Source organism: Panacagrimonas perspica (genome assembly GCF_004364935.1).
Taxonomy (GTDB): domain Bacteria; phylum Pseudomonadota; class Gammaproteobacteria; order Nevskiales; family Nevskiaceae; genus Panacagrimonas; species Panacagrimonas perspica.
The window spans coordinates 78890-95942 of the sequence record NZ_SOBT01000012.1; the positions used below are offsets into that span (position 1 = coordinate 78890).

Below are 17053 nucleotides of genomic sequence, written 5' to 3' on the forward strand. Positions count from 1 at the left end.
CCAGCGCTACCGACAGGAGAATCCGATGCGGACTGGCGTAGGTGTCCGATTCACCGTGTCCAGCCCCGCTGGTCGCGGACCTTTACCGCGTCCGGTGCCGTGGCCGCCGACGATCATGAGTGAAAAGCGGGCCTCTGGCGCCCCGAGCCTCTGAGAGGGAACCGTCCATGGCGACAATCTCTTCGTACTACTTCCGCGAATGCATCCAGGGCGCGGCGCGCAAAGGACAGGACACGGGTCGCCTCCTGACGACAGCGGGCGTGAGTCCCTCGCTGCTGGACGACTTCAACGCCCGGGGCGACGTCCGTGCCATGGCGCGGCTGGTGCAGCAGGTTTGGTATTCCATGGACGACGAGTTCATGGGGTTCACCGAGCATCGCGCCAAGGTCGGCCTGTTCGGGCTCATGACGCGCTTCCTCGTGCCTTGCGAATCGCTGGAACAGGTGCTGAAGGCCGGTGCTCGCTTCTACAATCTGTGCCGAACCGACACCCACCTGCATTTCACGCTCAACGAGGGCCAGGCCATCTTCGAGGTGAGCTTCTCGCGACCGGACCTCGACCCAGCCCACTATTTTCTCGAGTTCTGGATGGTGATCTGGCATCGATTGGCCGGCTGGATCACCGGCGGGCCGCTGCCGCTGCAGTGGGCCTCGTTCACCTTCAGCGAACCCGTCGAGTACCTCGAGGAGTTCAAGTACATGTTTCCGTGCGAGCAGCGCTTCGATCAGCCTAAGAGTTGCTTTGCGTTCGACGAGAAGCATCTGCGTCTGCCGGTCGTTCGCAATCGCGCAGAGCTCAAGGCCATGCTCCGCGAAGCCCCGCTGATGTTCTTGACGATGCCCGCCAGCGACCTGGGGCTTGCGCGCCGCGTGCGGGCCGCGCTGCTCCCGACGCAGGGCAAGATCGGGGAGTTCCCCAGCATCGAGGACCTCGCCCGTCGGTTCAACATGACGCCGCAGACCTTGCGCCGCAAGCTGCAGCGCGAGGGCACCAGCTACGGCGAGATCAAGGAGAACATCCGGCGCGACATCGCGATCCAGAAAGTGCTCAAGGGCAATGCCCGCATTGAGGAGATCGCCCTGGCGGTGGGGTATGCGGAAACGCGTTCCTTCACGCGCGCATTCCGGCAGTGGACGGGGTACAGCCCGCTTCACTACCGGCAGAAGTACTTCCGGTCCGCGACAAGCGGGGGCCGGCTGTCCTGAGCCATCGCCGGCGGTGGCGGCAGATCGGCGAGATCCCCGATCACGTCGAGATCCCACGAAAGACTTTCGATGCGTCGCACCTCCACCCGCAGACCGCAAGCGCGTGCAACCTGCTGGTGACGCTGGAAGCTGCCCGGACCGTACTGCAGCTCGAAACCCAGAGGTAGCGAGCAGATCATCGCGTTCGTTCCCTGGTCGTGCCGATCCGGGACCAGAACCACGGGATCGGTACTCGAGTGCCCGGCGTAGCGTCTTGCGAGTTGCTCGACATCCGAGCGCTTCAGCCGCGGAAGATCCGCGTGCAGCACCAGGACTCGCGTCGCACCGGCGTCCTGCAAGTGGTGCAGAGCTGACGTCAGGACCTGGTTGAGTCCGACCCCGAGATCGTCGTCCGGCAGCCGCTCGCAGCCGTAGCGCTGGCACAACTCGTCGCTCGCCGGTTCGCTTGAGACCACGGTCACCCGCAGGTCCTGTATCCATGCGAGTTCGGAGAGCACGTGTTCGGCCATGAGTCGGGCGATGCGTGCGCGTGACGCAGCCGACAGGTGAGGCGCGAGGCGCGTCTTGGCCCGAGCGAAACGCTTGACCGGGATCAGCGCGTGCATCTCACGCCTGGCGCGCCGCTCCAGCGGCGATGAGCGACTCGATTTCCGGCGCAGCGTACCCGAGCGTCGCCAGGATCTGCGTCGTGTGCTGACCCGCCTTGGAGCCCGCCCGAGGGCTCGATGGCGGCGTCCGGTCGAATCGCGGCGCCGGTGAGGGCTGTGTCATTCCTGAGACATCGCACAGGGTGCCGCGGGCGGCCACATGCGGATGCCGCTGGGCCTCCGCCATCGACAGCACGGGCGCAAAGCAGACGTCGGTGCCTTCGAGCAGGCGCGTCCATTCGTCGCGGGTGCGCGTGCGGAAGACCTTCTCCAGCTCCCGCTGCAGCTTGGGCCAGATCTCTTGGTTGTTCTGATCGGCCCACGCCGCGGGATCCAAGCCGATCATGGTCAGCAGGTCGTCGTAGAACTTGCGCTCGAGCGGTCCGATCGACACGAACAAGCCATCGCGGGTCTCGTATACGCGGTAGAACGGGGCCCCACCATCCAGCACGTGCGTGCCCCGGGGACCTTCGAACTCTCCGCGGCCCAGGAATCCCCAGTACTCGGCCATCAGGATCGAGGCGCCGTCGACCATCGCGGCATCGATGACCTGTCCCACGCCCGTCCGCTGTGCGCTCCATACGGCCGCCATGACGCCGAAGGCGAGCATCATCCCGCCGCCACCGTAGTCGCCCACCAGGTTCAGTGGCGGCAGCGGACGCTCGCCGGGTCGTCCGACGGCGTCGGTCACACCCACGAGGGAGACGTAGTTGATGTCGTGGCCGGCGGCATGCGCCAGCGGGCCCTCCTGGCCCCATCCGGTCATGCGTCCGTAGACCAGCCGCGGGTTCAGCGCCAGGCACTCCCGGGGTCCCAGTCCCAGGCGTTCCATCACGCCAGGGCGAAACGGCTCGATGAGCACGTCGGCCGTCGCAATCAGCTTCAGCACAGCAGCTCGTCCCGCCTCGTGTTTCAGGTCCAGCGCCAGAGAAGAGCGGTTCCGGCACAAGACATTGCCGGAACCATCGGCGCCGTCGGGACGGTCGACGCGGATCACCCTGGCGCCGTGGTCGGCCAGCATCATCGCGGCGAAGGGTGCAGGGCCCAGCCCCGCGAGTTCCACCACGGTCAACCCGCTCAACGCGCCCATAAGCCGGAACTCCTGCGAGGCGGAATCGCGCTCGTTTGCAGTAAAGCCTCTCTGGCGCCCACGGCGAAAGGACCAAAACGTGCGCGGGATGTCACCGAATTCGTCGCCCGCGACGGGGACGTCCTTCGCGGGTATCGGAACGGTGCACTCGAACGTCTCTTTTGGTCCTGGGTCATGAACGGGGTCACTTCTAGAGTCGTTGGATCCCATCGACCCACCGCGCCACGAGATGATCGAAGAGGGTCTCGAGCCAGGTTGGGGTGTTCGTTCCAACGGCACGCTGCGTTCCAATCGAACAGCGGATTGGCCCACTGGTCGTCCGATCGTGGACTTGGCCAGCGCATGCCTGCGTCCCTTGCGCCGCTGGGAGGGGACGGTCCGATGTGAGAGGCCCGACACCGGCCATTGCGGCGGGGATTCCTGCCCGCCCCCGACGACGATGCCGGTCCTGTTGGCCGAGCCCCTCAGCCCGCGAGAGCTCCAGGTGCTTTGCGCCATCTGCGATGGTCACTCCAACAAGGACATCGCCCGCCAGCTGCAGATCGGAATCGCGACCGTGAAGTACCACGTCCTGCAGATCTTCGGAAAGTTGGGCGTCCAGCGGCGGACGCAGGCGGTCGGCATCGCCATTCACCTGGGACTAGTGAGGCCCGACTGGCTCCCGAAGAACTCACGTTCCGCCGAGGAGAACTGGAGCGCGGAGCCCTGATGCAGAACGACGAGTCGCCTGTAGCAAAACGGTGCACTCGAAGGTCATTTTTGGTCCTAGGTCGCGGCCTTCTGCGCTCCTAGAGTCTGAACTCGGAACAGGCACCCAGCCCCGACGTCCCGGCACAGGAGCAAGGCAGATGAACCAGATGGTCGACATCAACCGCAGCAAGATCGAGCGCGAAGAGACGGCCCAGGCCCGTTGGTCGCGCTTCAAGCCGATCACCACCGGCGACGAATATCTCGAGAGTCTTCGCGGTCGGCAGATCACCTGCTACCTGTTTGGCGAGAGCGTCGCGAATCCGGTCGATCATCCCATCGTCCGTCCTTCAATGAATGCGCTGAAGGCCACCTACGAGCTGGCGACGGAAGACCCCGAACTGGCGACCGCCTGGTCGCCGCTGATCGATGCGCAGGTGAACCGCTTCCTGCACATCGTCACGTCGCCGAACGACCTGGTGATGAAGAACAAGATGCAGCGCCGCATGGGCCAGATCACCGGCACGTGCTTTCAGCGCTGTGCGGGGTTGGACACGATCAGCGTCCTGCATTCGATCACGTACGACATCGATGCCAAGCATGGCACCGCGTACCACACGCGCTACCTGGAGTGGCTGAAGAACGCGCAGCGCAACAACATCATCGTCGGCGCCGGCATGACCGACCCCAAGGGCGATCGAAGCAAGCGTCCGCACGAGCAGGCCGACCCGGACATGTTCATGCACGTCACGCGTCGCACGAAGGAGGGCCTGTACGTTCGCGGTGCCAAGGCGCACATGACTGGTGGCCTGAACTCGCACTGGATCTGCGTGATGCCGACGATGAATCTCGGCGAGAAGGACAAGGAGTTCGCCGTGATCGGCGTGGTGCCCGCCGACGCCGCGGGCATGACCTTCATCTACGGACGGCAGTCCTGCGACACGCGGGCGCTCGAGAAGGGCAGCATCGATCAGGGCAATGCGAAGTTCGGCGGCCAGGAGACCCTGGTCGTGTTCGACGACGTGTTCATCCCCTGGGAACACGTCTTCATGGACGGCGAGTACGAGTTCGCACAGGAGCTGGTGACGCGGTTCACGGCGTATCACCGCGCCAGCTACGTCTGCAAGACCGGCCTTGGCGACGTGATGGTCGGCGCTGCGGCGGCGATCGCCGAGTACAACGGCGCCGATGGCGCGTCGCACATCAAGGACAAGCTCGTCGAGATGACGCATCTCAACGAGACGATCTTCTCGTCGGGCATCGCCTCCTCGCACGAATCCAAGAAGCTGGCCTCGGGCATCTTCATGAACGACGCGATGCTGGCGAACGTGTGCAAGCACAACGTCACGCGCTTCCCCTACGAGATCTCTCGCCTGGCGCAGGACCTGGCGGGCGGGCTTATGGTGACGCTGCCCTCGCAGAGCGATTTCGAGCACGACGTCGCGGGCCCGATGCTCGCGAAGTACTTCAAGGGCAAGGAAGAGATTCCTCTGGAAAGCCGTGTTCGCATGCTGCGCCTGATCGAAAACATGACGCTCGGTCGCAACGCGGTGGGCTACCTCACCGAATCCATGCACGGCGCCGGCTCGCCGCAGGCGCAGCGCATCCAGATTCTTCGCGGGATGGATGTCGAGCGCAAGAAGAACTACGCCAAGAAGCTCGCCGACATTCCGATCGCGGTCGTTCCCAAGTAGTCCGGCGAAGACCCGTTCACACGCATTCAACAAAAGAACCTGTTCAAGGAAACATCACGATGAAACTCGAAACCCTTCTTCCCCTGGGCAAAGTGGATCCGGGCCTGCGACAGCCGGAGAAGGCCTTGGAGATCGCCCACGTCGCGCGCGATGCCAAGCTGGTGGAAGAGCTGGGCTACGACGCGCTGATGGTGGAGGAGACCAAGGTCGATCCGTTCATCGTGATGGCGCTGGCTGCGCAGGCGACGACCACGCTGGGGCTGGGCACCGCTGTGGCGATCGCGTTCCCCCGCAGCCCCACGGTGACGGCGATGAGCGCGTGGACGCTCGCCAAGATGTCGGGCGGCCGGTTCACGCTTGGCCTTGGCACCCAGGTCAAGGGCCACATCGAGCGCCGCTACGGCATGCCCTGGTCGCCCGCGGGTCCGTGGATCCGCGAGTACATCAAGGCCGTGCGCGCGATCTGGGACACGTGGCAGAACGACGTGCCGCTCGACATCAAAGGTGAGCACTACAACATCAACCTGATGGTGCCGCTGTTCAACCCGGGCCCCATCGAGCACCCGAACATCCCGATCCACCTCGCGGCGGTCAACACCGTGCTGTGCCAAGTGGCCGGTGAGGTAGCCGATGGTATCCGGCCGCATCCGGTCTGCAGCGCGGAGTACATCGAGAAGGTGATGCTGCCTTCCGTCCGAGAGGGGGCCGCGAAGTCCGGCCGCAGCCTCGACGGCTTCAAGGTGTCGATCAAGCCGCTGATCGCCACCGCCGCCACCCAAGAAGAACTGCAGAAGAAGATTCGCGACGTGCGGGCCCGCGTGGCCTTCTATGCGTCCACGCCAGCGTATGCCCCCGCTTTCGAATACCACGGCCTGGGCGACCTGGCAGAGCGCCTGAAGGTCCTTTCGAAAGAGCAACGCTGGGAAGAGATGCCGGACTTCATCGACGACGACGTTCTCAACCTCTACGCGACTGTCGGCACGTTCGACGAGATCGGCACCAAGCTGATCAACCGCTACGGGAAGGTCGCCACCAACGCCGAGTTCAGCATCCCCATCGCCAACGAGCGCGACATGGAAACCATGCGCGACCTGGTGAAGCGCATCCATGCCATCTGAAAACGCCTACATCTTCGACGCCATCCGCACCCCCCGGGGTCGCGGCCGGCGCGACGGCGCACTCCACGAGTTCAAGCCCGTCACCATTCTGGCGAGCCTGTTGCGAAGCCTGCAGCAACGCAACGGTTTCGACACCGGCGCAGTGAGCGACGTGGTGATGGGCGTGGTCACCCCGCTGGGTGAGCAGGGCGGCGTGATCCCGAAGTCCGCGGCACAGCTCGCAGGATGGGACGAAAGCGTGTGCGGTCTGCAGGTCAACCGCTTCTGCGCCTCGGGGCTTGAGGCGATCAACATCGCCGCCCAGCGCGTCATGGCCGGCGCTCCGGAGCTGATGGTCGCCGGCGGTGTCGAGTCCATGTCGCGCGTCGCCATGGGCAGCGACGGCGGCCCGTGGCAGGAAGATCCCGAAACCGCCTTCAAGGTCGGATCGGTGCCGCAAGGCATCTCGGCCGACCTGATCGCGAGCGTCGACGGCTACTCGCGCCATCAGCTCGACGAGTGGGCCGTACGATCGCACGAGCGTGCCGCAAAAGCCGGCCACGACGGTGCGTTCAAGTCGCTCATTCCGTTCCAGGACGGCGTGGGCCTTCCTGTCCTGGCACGCGACGAATTGGTCCGCGCCAACTGCACGTCCCAGGCGCTGGCGAAGTTGGAGCCCTCGTTCGTAAAGATGGGCGCCGCGGGCTTCGATGACATCGCGGTTTCGCGCTTCCCCGCCGTTCGCCGCGTCGAACACGTCCACACCGCCGGCAATTCGTCGGGCATCGCCGATGGCGCCAGCGCGGTGCTCATCGGTTCGCGTGCGGCTGGCGAGAAGCAGGGGCTAAGGCCGCGCGCAAGGATCGCGGCGACTGCGGTGGTGTGCACCGACCCGACGCTCATGCTGACCGGACCTGCACCGGCCACCCGAAAGCTGCTTGCCCAGGCGGGACTGTCGATCGCCGACGTGGACCTGTTCGAGTGCAACGAGGCATTCGCAGTGGTGGTGCTTCGCTACATCAAGGAGCTGGGTCTGGACGAGGGCCGCGTCAACGTGAACGGCGGCGCCATCGCGATGGGTCACCCGCTGGGTGCGACCGGCGGCGTGCTGGTGTCGATGCTCCTCGACGAGCTCGAGCGCCGCGATCGCCGTCGCGGGGTCGTGACCTTGTGCGCCGGCGGTGGGATGGGCATCGCCACTCTGATCGAGAGGGTCTGAACATGAGCAGCAACGCAGTGCAGGGTTGGCAGCTGACGCGGTTCGACGACGGCATCGTGCTGGCGGCGCTCGATCTCCCGGGCAAGGTCAACATCATGGACGATCACTTCATCGCCGCGATGGAGTCGTTGCTCGGCCATTTGGAAACCGCGCGCGATTACACCGGCGTGATCCTGACCTCGGCGAAGTCCGTGTTTCTCGCCGGTGGCGATCTCAAGCGGATGGTGCAGTCGCGCGCAGGCCAGGAGGCCAGCCTCTACGCGTATTTCGAGAACCTGAAGTCCTACCTGCGGCGCCTCGAGCGCCTGGGTCGACCTCTGGTGGCCGCGATCAACGGTGCGGCGCTGGGCGGAGGGTACGAGACGTGCCTGGCCTGCCATCACCGGATCGCCTTGCGAGACATGCGACTGCGGGTCGGCCTGCCGGAGATCGAGTTCGGCATCCTCGCCGGCGCCGGTGGCGTGGTGCGACTCACGCGCCTGCTCGGATTCGAAAAGGCGGTGCCGTTCCTCACCGAGGGGCTGGCGGCCGATGTCTCGACCGCGCTCGAGGCCGGGCTGATCGACGACGTGGCGGACGACGCCGAGCAGCTGATTGCCAAGTCGCGCAGCTGGATCCTGGCGCATCCGCAGGCGCGTCAGCCCTGGGATCGTCTCGACAACGCGCTGCCTGCGCACAAGCTGGACGCGGCACAGCGACGGGCCCTGCTGCTCGAGCCCGGCAAGCTGACGCGTCGCTTGGCTGGCAGTCCAGCCGAGTTCGCGGCGCAGCGCACGATGGCGCTGTCGGCCGAGAGCCTGTCGATGGACTTCGATGCGGCGCTACGCTACGAGACGCGCGTGCTGATCGAGTTGTTGCGCACCGACTACGCGCGCAACCAGATGCAGGCGTTCCTCGATCGCAAGTCGTCGAAGCCGGCGGCCGCGCAGAAGGTGGCCGCGTGAACCTCTCCGCGTCGATCCAGGCGCAGAGCCCGGGTCGGCCCGTGCGGGATCTGCTCGGCGAGTCGCCGTCGGTGCTCATGACCGAAGCGCGCACGCTGCGCGATAAAGGTCACGGCGACGTGATCAGCTACTCGCGAAAGGTCTTCATCCCGTTGACGCAGCTGTGCCGGGACGTCTGCTACTACTGCACGTTCTCTCGCGCACCGCGCGCGGGTCGCCCCGCCTACCTGACCACTGACCAGGTCATGGACGTGGTTCGACAAGGAGAGGCCGCCGGTTGCCACGAGGCCTTGTTCACGCTGGGCGACAAGCCCGAGCTGCGTTGGGACGTCGCCAGGCGCGCGCTTGAGCAGATGGGTTTTGCTTCGACGGTGGATTACCTGCACGCGTGCGCCTCGAAGGTCGTCGCCGAGTCGCGCCTGTTGCCGCACCTCAACGCCGGGGTTCTGACGACCGACGAAATGCGCCGCCTGCGCGAAGTGTCGGTGTCGATGGGGCTGATGCTGGAGAGCGCATCGCCTCGATTGATGGAGCCCGGGCAGGTCCACTTCGGATCGCCCGACAAGGATCCGACTTTGCGTCTGAAGATGATCGACGAGGCCGGGGCGCTGAGAATTCCGTTCACCAGCGGCCTGCTGATCGGCATCGGCGAGACGCGCGCCGAGCGGGTGGAATCGCTGCTCGCGCTACGGCACCTGCACGAGCGTCACGGACACCTGCAGGAAATCATCATCCAAAACTTCCGCGCGAAGCCCGGCACGCCGATGGCGCGCGCACCTGAGCCAGACCTGGAGGACCTGCTCTGGACCGTCGCCGCGGCGCGCATCATCTTCGGCGCCGGCATGAACATCCAGGCGCCGCCGAATCTCACGCCGCAGGACTACGGGCGCCTGGTCGAGGCAGGCATCAATGACTGGGGCGGCATCTCGCCGGTCACCCGCGACCACGTAAACCCGGAAGCACCGTGGCCGCAGGTCGCGGTGCTCGAGGAACGCAGCGCGCGCGCCGGCAAGGCACTGGTCGAGCGCCTGGCCATCTATCCCAGCTGGGCCGAGGACAGCGGACGCTGGCTCGACCCCGCCATCGAACCGCGCGTGCTCAAGCTCGTCGATGCACGCGGATGGCCGCGCACGGGCCAGTGGATCAGCGGGTCGCAGGCCGGCGATGCAACGGACTTCCAGTTCGATGCGCCAGCGGCCACGCAGCATTCCGCGGCTTCCTCACGGGTGCGCCGCATCCTCGATCGTTGCCGCCGCGGCATCACGGTGGGCGAAGCCGAGGTCGTGGACCTCTTCAATGCAACCGGGGCGGACCTCGCGCTCGTGATTGCCGAGGCCGATCGGCTGCGGCAGGAAACGGTCGGCGACCGGGTCAGCTTCGTCGTCAACCGCAACATCAATTACACGAACGTCTGCCTCTACAAGTGCACGTTCTGCGCCTTCTCGAAGGGCAAGGGCACCGAGCAGCTGCGCGGTCCGGCCTACGACCTGAGCGAGGCGGAGGTGCGTCGCCGCGTGCGGGAAGCGTGGGAGCGCGGCGCCACCGAAGTGTGCATGCAGGGCGGCATCCATCCGGGCTACACCGGGGAGACCTATCTCAACCTCCTCAGGATGGTGAAGGAGGAGGAGCCGCGCATGCACATCCATGCGTTCTCGCCGCTCGAGGTCAGCCACGGCGCGAGCACCCTGGGACTGCCGGTGAGCGACTACCTGCGTCGGCTCAAAGAGGCGGGCCTTGGCACGCTGCCGGGAACCGCCGCGGAAATCCTCGACGACGACGTTCGCGCGGTGATCTGTCCCGACAAGCTGTCGACGCAGCAATGGCTCGACGTCCTCAAGGCCGCGCACGAGACCGGGTTGCGGACGACGAGCACGATCATGTTCGGACACATCGAGCGGCCGGTGCACTGGGCCCGCCACCTGCTCGCGCTGCGAACCCTCCAAATCGACACCGGCGGCATCACCGAATTCGTTCCGCTGCCGTTCGTGCCGATGGAGGCGCCGATGTTCTTGCGCGGACGCGCGCGCAGCGGTCCCACCGCGCGCGAGGCGGTGCTGATGCACGCGGTGTCGCGACTGGTGCTCAATCCCTACATCCGCAACATCCAGGTCTCGTGGGTGAAGCTGGGTCCGCTCGGCGTACGCGCCGCGCTGGCGGCGGGCGCCAACGACCTGGGCGGGACGCTGATGAACGAGAGCATTTCGCGCGCCGCGGGCTCGACCCACGGCCAGGAAATGAACCCGGTGGCCATGGAATCCCTGATCCAGTCGTGCGGCCGCCGTCCACACCAGCGCACCACGGCCTACGGCGTCGTCCCCGAAGAGCAGCGCGCGAAGTCCTTCGTCGCCGCTGCGCTCGCCCCCATCGAACTCACCCCCTTTCGGCCGACGCGCAAACCGCGTGTCACCGCCGTACACCAGGAGCTTTGAAGATGTCCGAGGACACCAAGCCGTCTTACAAAATCGCGGTACTGGGCGGAACGGGGGCCGAAGGCTCGGGACTCGCCTATCGATGGTCGCGGGCGGGATGCGAGGTGGTGATCGGCTCGCGTGATCCGGCGCGGGCGCAAGCCTGCGCCGCCGAGCTGATGACGCTGCCCGGTGCGGGAGCGGTGCGCGGAGCCAGCAACGAGGACGCCGCGAAGTTCGCGGACATCGTCGTGCTCACCGTTCCTTACGCCGCGCAGCAGTCCACGGTGTTGCCGCTCAAGGACGCGCTGCGCGGAAAGATCCTCGTCGACGTCACCGTGCCGCTCAAGCCACCGAAGGTGGACCGGGTGTCGCTTCCCAGCACCGGCTCGGTCGTGGCCGCGTTGCAGAACGAGTTGGGGGCCGAGACTCGCGTCGTCGGCGCCTGCCAGAACGTCTCGGCGCATCACCTGAAGGACCCTCACCACCAGATCGACTGCGATGTTCTGATCTGCGGCGACGATGCGCAGGCTTGTGACCTGGTCGTGGCGCTGACGGAACTCGCCGGCCTGCGCGGCATCCACGCCGGCCCGGTTGCGAACTCGGCCGCGGCCGAGGCCATGACGTCCCTGCTGATCTTCATCAACAAGAAGTACAAGGTGAAGGGCTCGGGCATTCGCATCACAGGCCTTCCGGCCTGATCGCGACGTCGCCGCCCGCCCGCACGCCCCCATGGCTACCCCGCACCAAGTGTCGATGTACGGACTGCGTGAGTTTCCATGGGTCCGCGCGGGCGACCGGCTGTCCGAACTCATTCCACAGGCCATTCAGCGCAACGGGTTGACGCTCGAATCCGACGACGTGGTCGTCGTCGCCCAGAAGATCGTGTCCAAGGCTGAAGGCCGTCTCGTGAAGCTGTCCGGTGTCGAGCCCACCCGGGAGGCGCTCGACGTGGCGCGCCGGTCCAACAAGGACCCGCGTCTGGTGCAGCTGATTCTTCAGGAGTCGGGCAGTCTCCTGCGCGTTGTGCCGGGGTTGGTGGTCGCGGTGCACCGGCGCGGCTGGGTCCTGGCCAACGCGGGCATCGACCAGTCGAATCTCGAGGACAACGCGGACGGCGAGTGGGCCTTGCTGCTCCCGGAGGATCCGGATGCCTCCGCGCAGCGCCTGCGCTTCGAGCTCTGGGAAACGTGCGGCGTGGAAGCGGGCGTCATCGTCAACGACACCTTCGGACGCCCCTGGCGCGAGGGCGTCACGGGTACCGCCATCGGCGTCGCGGGCTGGCCCGCACTGATCGACCGACGTGGCGCCCGTGATCTGTTCGACCGCCCGATGTCGCAGACCGTCGTGGCCCACGCCGACGAACTCGCAGCCGCGGCGTCCTTCGTGCAAGGACAGGCGGACGAGGGCCGTCCCGTGGTCCTGATCCGCGGAGTGCGGCCGCGATCACCCAACGGCTCGGGTCGCGATCTGGTGCGACGCCCCGAACAGGACCTGTTTCGATGACCCGCGTCCTGGCGCTTTGCGGCGGTGTCGGCGGCGCCAAGCTCGCGGCCGGGCTGGCGTCGGTACTGCCGGCCGCCGATCTCACCGTGGTCGTGAACACCGGCGACGACTTCGAACATTTGGGGCTGACGATCTGCCCGGATCTCGACTCGACGATGTACGCGCTGGCGGGCGTCAACGACGAACAACGCGGGTGGGGACGCCGCGGCGAGAGTTGGGACTTCATGTCGGCGCTGGAGGGACTGGGCGGCCCGACCTGGTTTGGGCTGGGTGACCGCGACCTGGCGACGCACGTGATGCGCAGTCATCGTCTCGCGCAGGGCGTGAGCTTGAGCCAGGTGACCGCGCAACTCGCGACGGCGCTCGGCATCGGCTGTCGCTTGGCGCCGATGAGCGACCACCCGGTCCGCACCTGCGTGCACACCGACGAGGGGCCGCTCGGATTTCAAGACTACTTCGTGCGACTGGGTTGTCGGCCGAAGGTAGAACGACTCGAATACGTGGGCGCCACGCAGGCGAAGCTGTCACGCGACCTGCAGGCGGCGCTGTCGTCTTCGCGGCTGGAATGCATCGTGATCTGCCCGTCCAATCCCTGGCTGAGCATCGATCCGATCCTGGCGCTGCCGGGACTTCGCTTCGCATTGCGATGTTGCGAGGTGCCCATCGTCGCCGTGTCACCCATCGTGGCGGGCCGTGCGATCAAGGGTCCTGCCGCCGACATCATGCGGGCACTCGGCTACACGGTCGACGCCACCAACATCGGGCGTCACTACCGCAACCTGATCGACCTGCTCGTGGTCGACGAGCAGGACGCCGAATCGAATGCTGCGATCGAGGCGCTCGGCATCGCGCCGATTCGCGCTCCCATCGTCATGAAGGATGAGGCGGCCCGCCGCCGCCTGGCAAAAACCGTTCTTGATGCAGCCGATCGCTGGCCCGGCCGGGCCGAGCATCCCGCCCAGAAGAAAGTTTTCGGCGCGGTCGTCCCCCAAGACGGCGCGCCCGTCGCACCACGCTCACGTTGAACCCGAGAGGAGCTCATGAAAACCGTCAACGTCTTCGACTACTTCAAGTACCTGCTGTCGCCGGCCATCCTGGTTGTGCACGCCTACGGACTGTGGCTCGGCGGAAACTACGCCTGGCTAGGGTTCGCGCTGCTCTTCGGCGTGCTGGCGATCGACACCCTGCTGCCGCGCGACTACTCGATGCGTGACCAGAACCACGTGTGGATCTACGACACGATCTGCGCGGTCACTGTGGTCGGCGGATTCTTCAACGTCTTCTTCTACGCTTGGCTGGTGTCATTGGATCACTTCGCGACGACCTCGTCCGCGGTCGGCGCGTTCGTGAGCATGGTGTTCACCGGCTTCGTCATCGGCTCACCACCGGTGCACGAGTTGTTCCATCGCGAGAACACCTTCCTGCGCTGGCTGGGACGCACGGGCCAGTGCCTGCTGTTCGATCCCTGGCGCGAGATCACCCACGTGGTCACCCACCACATGCGTGTGGCCACGCCCGACGATCCCGATTACGCGCGCCGGGGTGACACGCTGTATGGACACATCCTGCGCACTTTTCCGGGACAGTGGAAGGAGGCCTATCACCTCGAGCGGATGATGTGGAGCAAGCGCGGACGCAAGTGGTACGACCTGCGCAACGCGTGGGTAAAAAAGGCCGCGACCCTGGGTGTATTCACTGCCTTGCTCGTCCTTGTGGGCGGAGTGACCGGCGCGGCGCTGGCGATCCTGACCTGTCTGCTGGGCCCTCGGATGATGCTCGAAGTGTTCAACTACGTGAACCACTACGGGCTGATCTCGGCGACACCCGGCCGTTTCGAAAAGCGCCACACCTGGAACCACATCACGCCGTTGACCCGCATCCTGGCGTTGGAGATCACCAATCACGCCGGGCACCACGACGACAGCTACAAGCCGTTCTACCTGCTTGAGCCGGATCGCACAGGACCCAAGCAACCTCCCTTCATCGTGTGCGTCGTCCTCGCGTTCGTGCCGCCGCTGTTCTTCATGATGATCAAGCCGCTGCTCAAGCATTGGGACCAGCACTACGCCAGCAAACCGGAGCGAGAGATCGCCTATCGCGAAAATGCGCGTGCCGGGTGGAACGAGCTCAACGAGTCCAACCCGGTGAAGGATCTCCCCGCCGGCATCTGGCACGCGCGATAGCAGGAGGTCCTTGTGCAGACCATCGAGAAAGCGCCCCGGTTGACGGGCGGGGATTTGTGCCGCATCACGGTTCGTGGACGCGACGGAAGCTCGGAGGTCTTCGAGGTCAGGCGCAATGACCTCCTCCTCAAGGCCGCCATCGAACAGGGTGTCGACTATCCCCACAATTGCCGTGTCGGCGTGTGTGGTACCTGCAAGACCCGCGTCGTCGAAGGACGCGTCAGCCCGATGGTGGACTTGGCGCTGTCTCCGTTGAAGAACGACGAGATCGAAGCCGGGTACGTGCTCGCCTGCCAGGCCAAGGTGCGGACCGACCTCGTGGTGGAAGCCAAGCTCGGCCGCCATGCCCTGCTGCCGGTCACCACGGTGTCGTCCCACGTCAGCCGCTGGACCAAGCTTCCAGGCGATGTGATCGATCTGCGTCTCAAGCTCGACGAGCCGGTGCAATTCAATGCCGGGCAGTACTGCACGATCGCGGAATCGGGATCCTTCACCCGGCGCAGTTATTCCTACTACGACGTCCCGCCGGCTGGCGAGGGTGCGGCAGCAACCGAGGTCGGTTTCCTGGTCAAGCGTCTGCCGGGCGGCCGATTCTCCGAGTGGCTGTTCGAAAAGGATCGCAGCGGCACCCGGTTCTGGATCGAAGGTCCTTACGGCCTCATGGGCATCGACGACGTCCACGTGGACGGCCTTTGCGTCGCGGGAGGAACAGGGCTTGCGCCGATCCTCTCGATCGTCGGTGATCGCCTGCGCAAGTCGCCCACCGCAAGATTCACGATCGTCTTCGGCGTCCGCACGCAGAAGGACGTGTTCGCCAACGAGCGGCTGCAGCAACTGCTCGCCGAAGGCGGCGAACGCGTGCGCCTGGTGACGATCCTGTCGCACGAGCCCGAAGGTTCGACCTGGGCGGGCCCGCGCGGGCTGGTCACCGCGGTGCTGACCCCGGCCCTGGGCGTCGACTTCCGGAAGGTCGCGGCTTTCATCTGCGGCAACCTCGGGATGGTCGAGGCCGTCGAGCGGAATCTCATCGCACTGGGTGTCGACGCCGACCGGATCCATGCCGACAAGTTCGTGCCCTCCGGCACGCCGTAAGCCCCTGCCGGCACCTGCGCCGGCCGATGTCTCGCATCCCGTCCGAATTTCAAGCCGACCACACCATGACGACCGCCTATATCTTCGATCACGTCCGTACACCTCGCGGCAAGGGAAAACCGGACGGCGCGCTGCACGAGGTGCCCGCGATCCAGCTCGGCGCGACGGTCCTCAGGTCACTGCGCGATCGCAGCTCGCTCGATACGCGCCACGTCGACGATGTGGTGTTTGGCGTGGTGTCACCCGTCGGTGAACAAGGCCAGGTTCTCCCGCGCCTGGCGGCGCTCGTGGCCGGCTATGCGCAGGAGACGGCGGGACTGCAGGTCAACCGTTTCTGTGGGTCGGGTCTGGAGGCCGTCAACATCGCGGCGGGAAAAGTGTCTGCCGGAGGCGCCGACTTCGTCGTGGCAGGCGGCTGCGAGAGCATGTCGAGAGTGCCGATCCTGTCGGATGGCGGTGCCTGGACCACGGACCCCGCGATCGCCTTCGCCACCCACTTCATTCCGCAGGGCATCAGCGCCGACCTGATGGCGAGCAAGTTCGGCTACACGCGCGATGCGGTCGATGCGTTCGCGGCGCAGAGCCACCAACGCGCGGGCCGTGCCTGGTCCGAAGGCCGCTTCTCGCGCTCGGTGGTCCCGGTGAGCGGCCTGCTCGGCGACGTCCTGCTCGAGCGCGACGAGACCGTGCGTCCGCAGTGCAAGGCCGAGGATCTTGCCGCACTCAAGCCCTCGTTCGCGGACATGGGTCGCAAGATGGGATTCAACGCGCTGGCCCTGCGAAAGTACCCCGAGGTCGACGCTATCGAGCACGTCCACCACGCGGGCAACTCCTCAGGCATCGTCGACGGTGCCTGCGCCATGCTCATCGGCAGCCTGGCCGCGGGCAAGGCCGCCGGGCTCAAGCCGCGTGCCAGGATCCGGGCGATTGCCGAGATCGGCTCGGAGCCGACCATCATGCTCACCGGCCCCTCCTACGCAGCCGAGAAAGCACTCAAACGTGCGGGCATGCGCGCAAGGGACATCGACCTGTACGAAATCAACGAAGCGTTCGCCGCGGTGGCGCTGCGCTTCATTGAGGCTCTCGACCTCGATCCGGCCAACGTCAACCCCAACGGCGGTGCGATCGCCATGGGCCATCCCCTGGGTGCCACGGGCGCCATGATCCTGGGCACCGCCCTGGACGAGCTCGAACGCACCGGCAGGAGCATTGCGCTCGCGACGCTTTGCATCGGCGCCGGCATGGGCGTCGCCACCATCATCGAACGCGTCTGAGACGGGC

General features: G+C 66.0%; 15 protein-coding genes. 13 read left to right on the forward strand and 2 right to left on the reverse strand.

Translation table 11 applies throughout. The features are described 5' to 3' along the window. The first annotated feature begins 167 nt into the window (after positions 1-167). A complete protein-coding gene (locus tag DFR24_RS21985; protein WP_133883615.1) occupies positions 168-1205 on the forward strand; it encodes an AraC family transcriptional regulator in 1038 nt (345 codons plus the stop codon). Here the strand turns inward: DFR24_RS21985 and cofC are convergent. Next, positions 1154-1810 (reverse strand): 2-phospho-L-lactate guanylyltransferase, encoded by a 657-nt coding sequence (gene cofC, locus DFR24_RS21990; RefSeq protein WP_133883616.1) that lies wholly within the window; start codon positions 1808-1810, stop codon positions 1154-1156. The two genes, DFR24_RS21985 and cofC, sit on opposite strands and share 52 nt — an antisense overlap. A gap of 1 nt (position 1811) precedes the next feature. Then, on the reverse strand, positions 1812-2942 hold the full coding sequence (locus DFR24_RS21995; RefSeq protein WP_133883617.1) for a CaiB/BaiF CoA transferase family protein: 1131 nt from the start codon (positions 2940-2942) through the stop codon (positions 1812-1814). A gap of 439 nt (positions 2943-3381) precedes the next feature. Here DFR24_RS21995 and DFR24_RS25045 point away from each other — a divergent pair, with 439 nt between their 5' ends. The 12 genes from DFR24_RS25045 to DFR24_RS22055 all read left to right on the forward strand — a co-directional run bounded on the left by DFR24_RS25045 (position 3382) and on the right by DFR24_RS22055 (position 17046). Further along, entirely contained in the window at positions 3382-3651 is a 270-nt protein-coding gene (locus DFR24_RS25045; RefSeq protein WP_168710393.1) for a response regulator transcription factor, read from the forward strand. Positions 3652-3790: 139 nt separating this feature from the next. Continuing rightward, on the forward strand, positions 3791-5323 hold the full coding sequence (locus DFR24_RS22005) for a 4-hydroxyphenylacetate 3-hydroxylase family protein (RefSeq protein WP_246051757.1): 1533 nt from the start codon (positions 3791-3793) through the stop codon (positions 5321-5323). Positions 5324-5382: 59 nt separating this feature from the next. Then, positions 5383-6441: a TIGR03617 family F420-dependent LLM class oxidoreductase gene (locus DFR24_RS22010; protein ID WP_133883619.1), complete on the forward strand. Its 1059-nt coding sequence runs from the start codon at positions 5383-5385 to the stop codon at positions 6439-6441. After that, positions 6431-7639: an acetyl-CoA C-acetyltransferase gene (locus tag DFR24_RS22015; RefSeq protein ID WP_133883620.1), complete on the forward strand. Its 1209-nt coding sequence runs from the start codon at positions 6431-6433 to the stop codon at positions 7637-7639. Before DFR24_RS22010 ends, DFR24_RS22015 begins: the two co-directional genes overlap by 11 nt. A 2-nt stretch (positions 7640-7641) precedes the next feature. Further along, on the forward strand, positions 7642-8583 hold the full coding sequence (locus tag DFR24_RS22020; protein WP_133883621.1) for an enoyl-CoA hydratase-related protein: 942 nt from the start codon (positions 7642-7644) through the stop codon (positions 8581-8583). Between the two features lie 77 nt (positions 8584-8660). After that, positions 8661-11012 carry a 5-amino-6-(D-ribitylamino)uracil--L-tyrosine 4-hydroxyphenyl transferase CofH gene (gene cofH / locus DFR24_RS22025; RefSeq protein WP_133883856.1) on the forward strand — a complete coding sequence of 784 codons (2352 nt, stop codon included), beginning with the start codon at positions 8661-8663 and terminating at the stop codon, positions 11010-11012. 2 nt (positions 11013-11014) lie between these two features. Further along, a complete protein-coding gene (gene npdG, locus DFR24_RS22030; protein WP_133883622.1) occupies positions 11015-11692 on the forward strand; it encodes an NADPH-dependent F420 reductase in 678 nt (225 codons plus the stop codon). Positions 11693-11723: 31 nt separating this feature from the next. Continuing rightward, positions 11724-12497: a coenzyme F420-0:L-glutamate ligase gene (gene cofE, locus DFR24_RS22035; RefSeq protein ID WP_133883623.1), complete on the forward strand. Its 774-nt coding sequence runs from the start codon at positions 11724-11726 to the stop codon at positions 12495-12497. Continuing rightward, the gene (gene cofD, locus DFR24_RS22040; RefSeq protein ID WP_133883624.1) at positions 12494-13522 is read left to right on the forward strand and encodes a 2-phospho-L-lactate transferase; all 1029 of its coding nucleotides are present in this window, start codon (positions 12494-12496) and stop codon (positions 13520-13522) included. The genes cofE and cofD overlap by 4 nt, the downstream gene beginning before the upstream one ends. A gap of 15 nt (positions 13523-13537) precedes the next feature. Beyond that, positions 13538-14680 (forward strand): fatty acid desaturase, encoded by a 1143-nt coding sequence (locus DFR24_RS22045; RefSeq protein ID WP_133883625.1) that lies wholly within the window; start codon positions 13538-13540, stop codon positions 14678-14680. Between the two features lie 12 nt (positions 14681-14692). Continuing rightward, the gene (locus DFR24_RS22050; RefSeq protein WP_133883626.1) at positions 14693-15772 is read left to right on the forward strand and encodes a 2Fe-2S iron-sulfur cluster-binding protein; all 1080 of its coding nucleotides are present in this window, start codon (positions 14693-14695) and stop codon (positions 15770-15772) included. Between the two features lie 65 nt (positions 15773-15837). Further along, positions 15838-17046 carry an acetyl-CoA C-acetyltransferase gene (locus DFR24_RS22055; RefSeq protein WP_133883627.1) on the forward strand — a complete coding sequence of 403 codons (1209 nt, stop codon included), beginning with the start codon at positions 15838-15840 and terminating at the stop codon, positions 17044-17046. Positions 17047-17053: the final 7 nt, after the last annotated feature.

Coding starts and splice junctions, on each gene's coding strand:
- DFR24_RS21985 (WP_133883615.1), top strand. CDS start 168: ATGGCGACAATCTCTTCGTACTACTTCCGCGAATGCATCCAGGGCGCG.
- cofC (WP_133883616.1), bottom strand. CDS start 1,810: ATGCACGCGCTGATCCCGGTCAAGCGTTTCGCTCGGGCCAAGACGCGC.
- DFR24_RS21995 (WP_133883617.1), bottom strand. CDS start 2,942: ATGGGCGCGTTGAGCGGGTTGACCGTGGTGGAACTCGCGGGGCTGGGC.
- DFR24_RS25045 (WP_168710393.1), top strand. CDS start 3,382: ATGCCGGTCCTGTTGGCCGAGCCCCTCAGCCCGCGAGAGCTCCAGGTG.
- DFR24_RS22005 (WP_246051757.1), top strand. CDS start 3,791: ATGAACCAGATGGTCGACATCAACCGCAGCAAGATCGAGCGCGAAGAG.
- DFR24_RS22010 (WP_133883619.1), top strand. CDS start 5,383: ATGAAACTCGAAACCCTTCTTCCCCTGGGCAAAGTGGATCCGGGCCTG.
- DFR24_RS22015 (WP_133883620.1), top strand. CDS start 6,431: ATGCCATCTGAAAACGCCTACATCTTCGACGCCATCCGCACCCCCCGG.
- DFR24_RS22020 (WP_133883621.1), top strand. CDS start 7,642: ATGAGCAGCAACGCAGTGCAGGGTTGGCAGCTGACGCGGTTCGACGAC.
- cofH (WP_133883856.1), top strand. CDS start 8,661: ATGACCGAAGCGCGCACGCTGCGCGATAAAGGTCACGGCGACGTGATC.
- npdG (WP_133883622.1), top strand. CDS start 11,015: ATGTCCGAGGACACCAAGCCGTCTTACAAAATCGCGGTACTGGGCGGA.
- cofE (WP_133883623.1), top strand. CDS start 11,724: ATGGCTACCCCGCACCAAGTGTCGATGTACGGACTGCGTGAGTTTCCA.
- cofD (WP_133883624.1), top strand. CDS start 12,494: ATGACCCGCGTCCTGGCGCTTTGCGGCGGTGTCGGCGGCGCCAAGCTC.
- DFR24_RS22045 (WP_133883625.1), top strand. CDS start 13,538: ATGAAAACCGTCAACGTCTTCGACTACTTCAAGTACCTGCTGTCGCCG.
- DFR24_RS22055 (WP_133883627.1), top strand. CDS start 15,838: ATGACGACCGCCTATATCTTCGATCACGTCCGTACACCTCGCGGCAAG.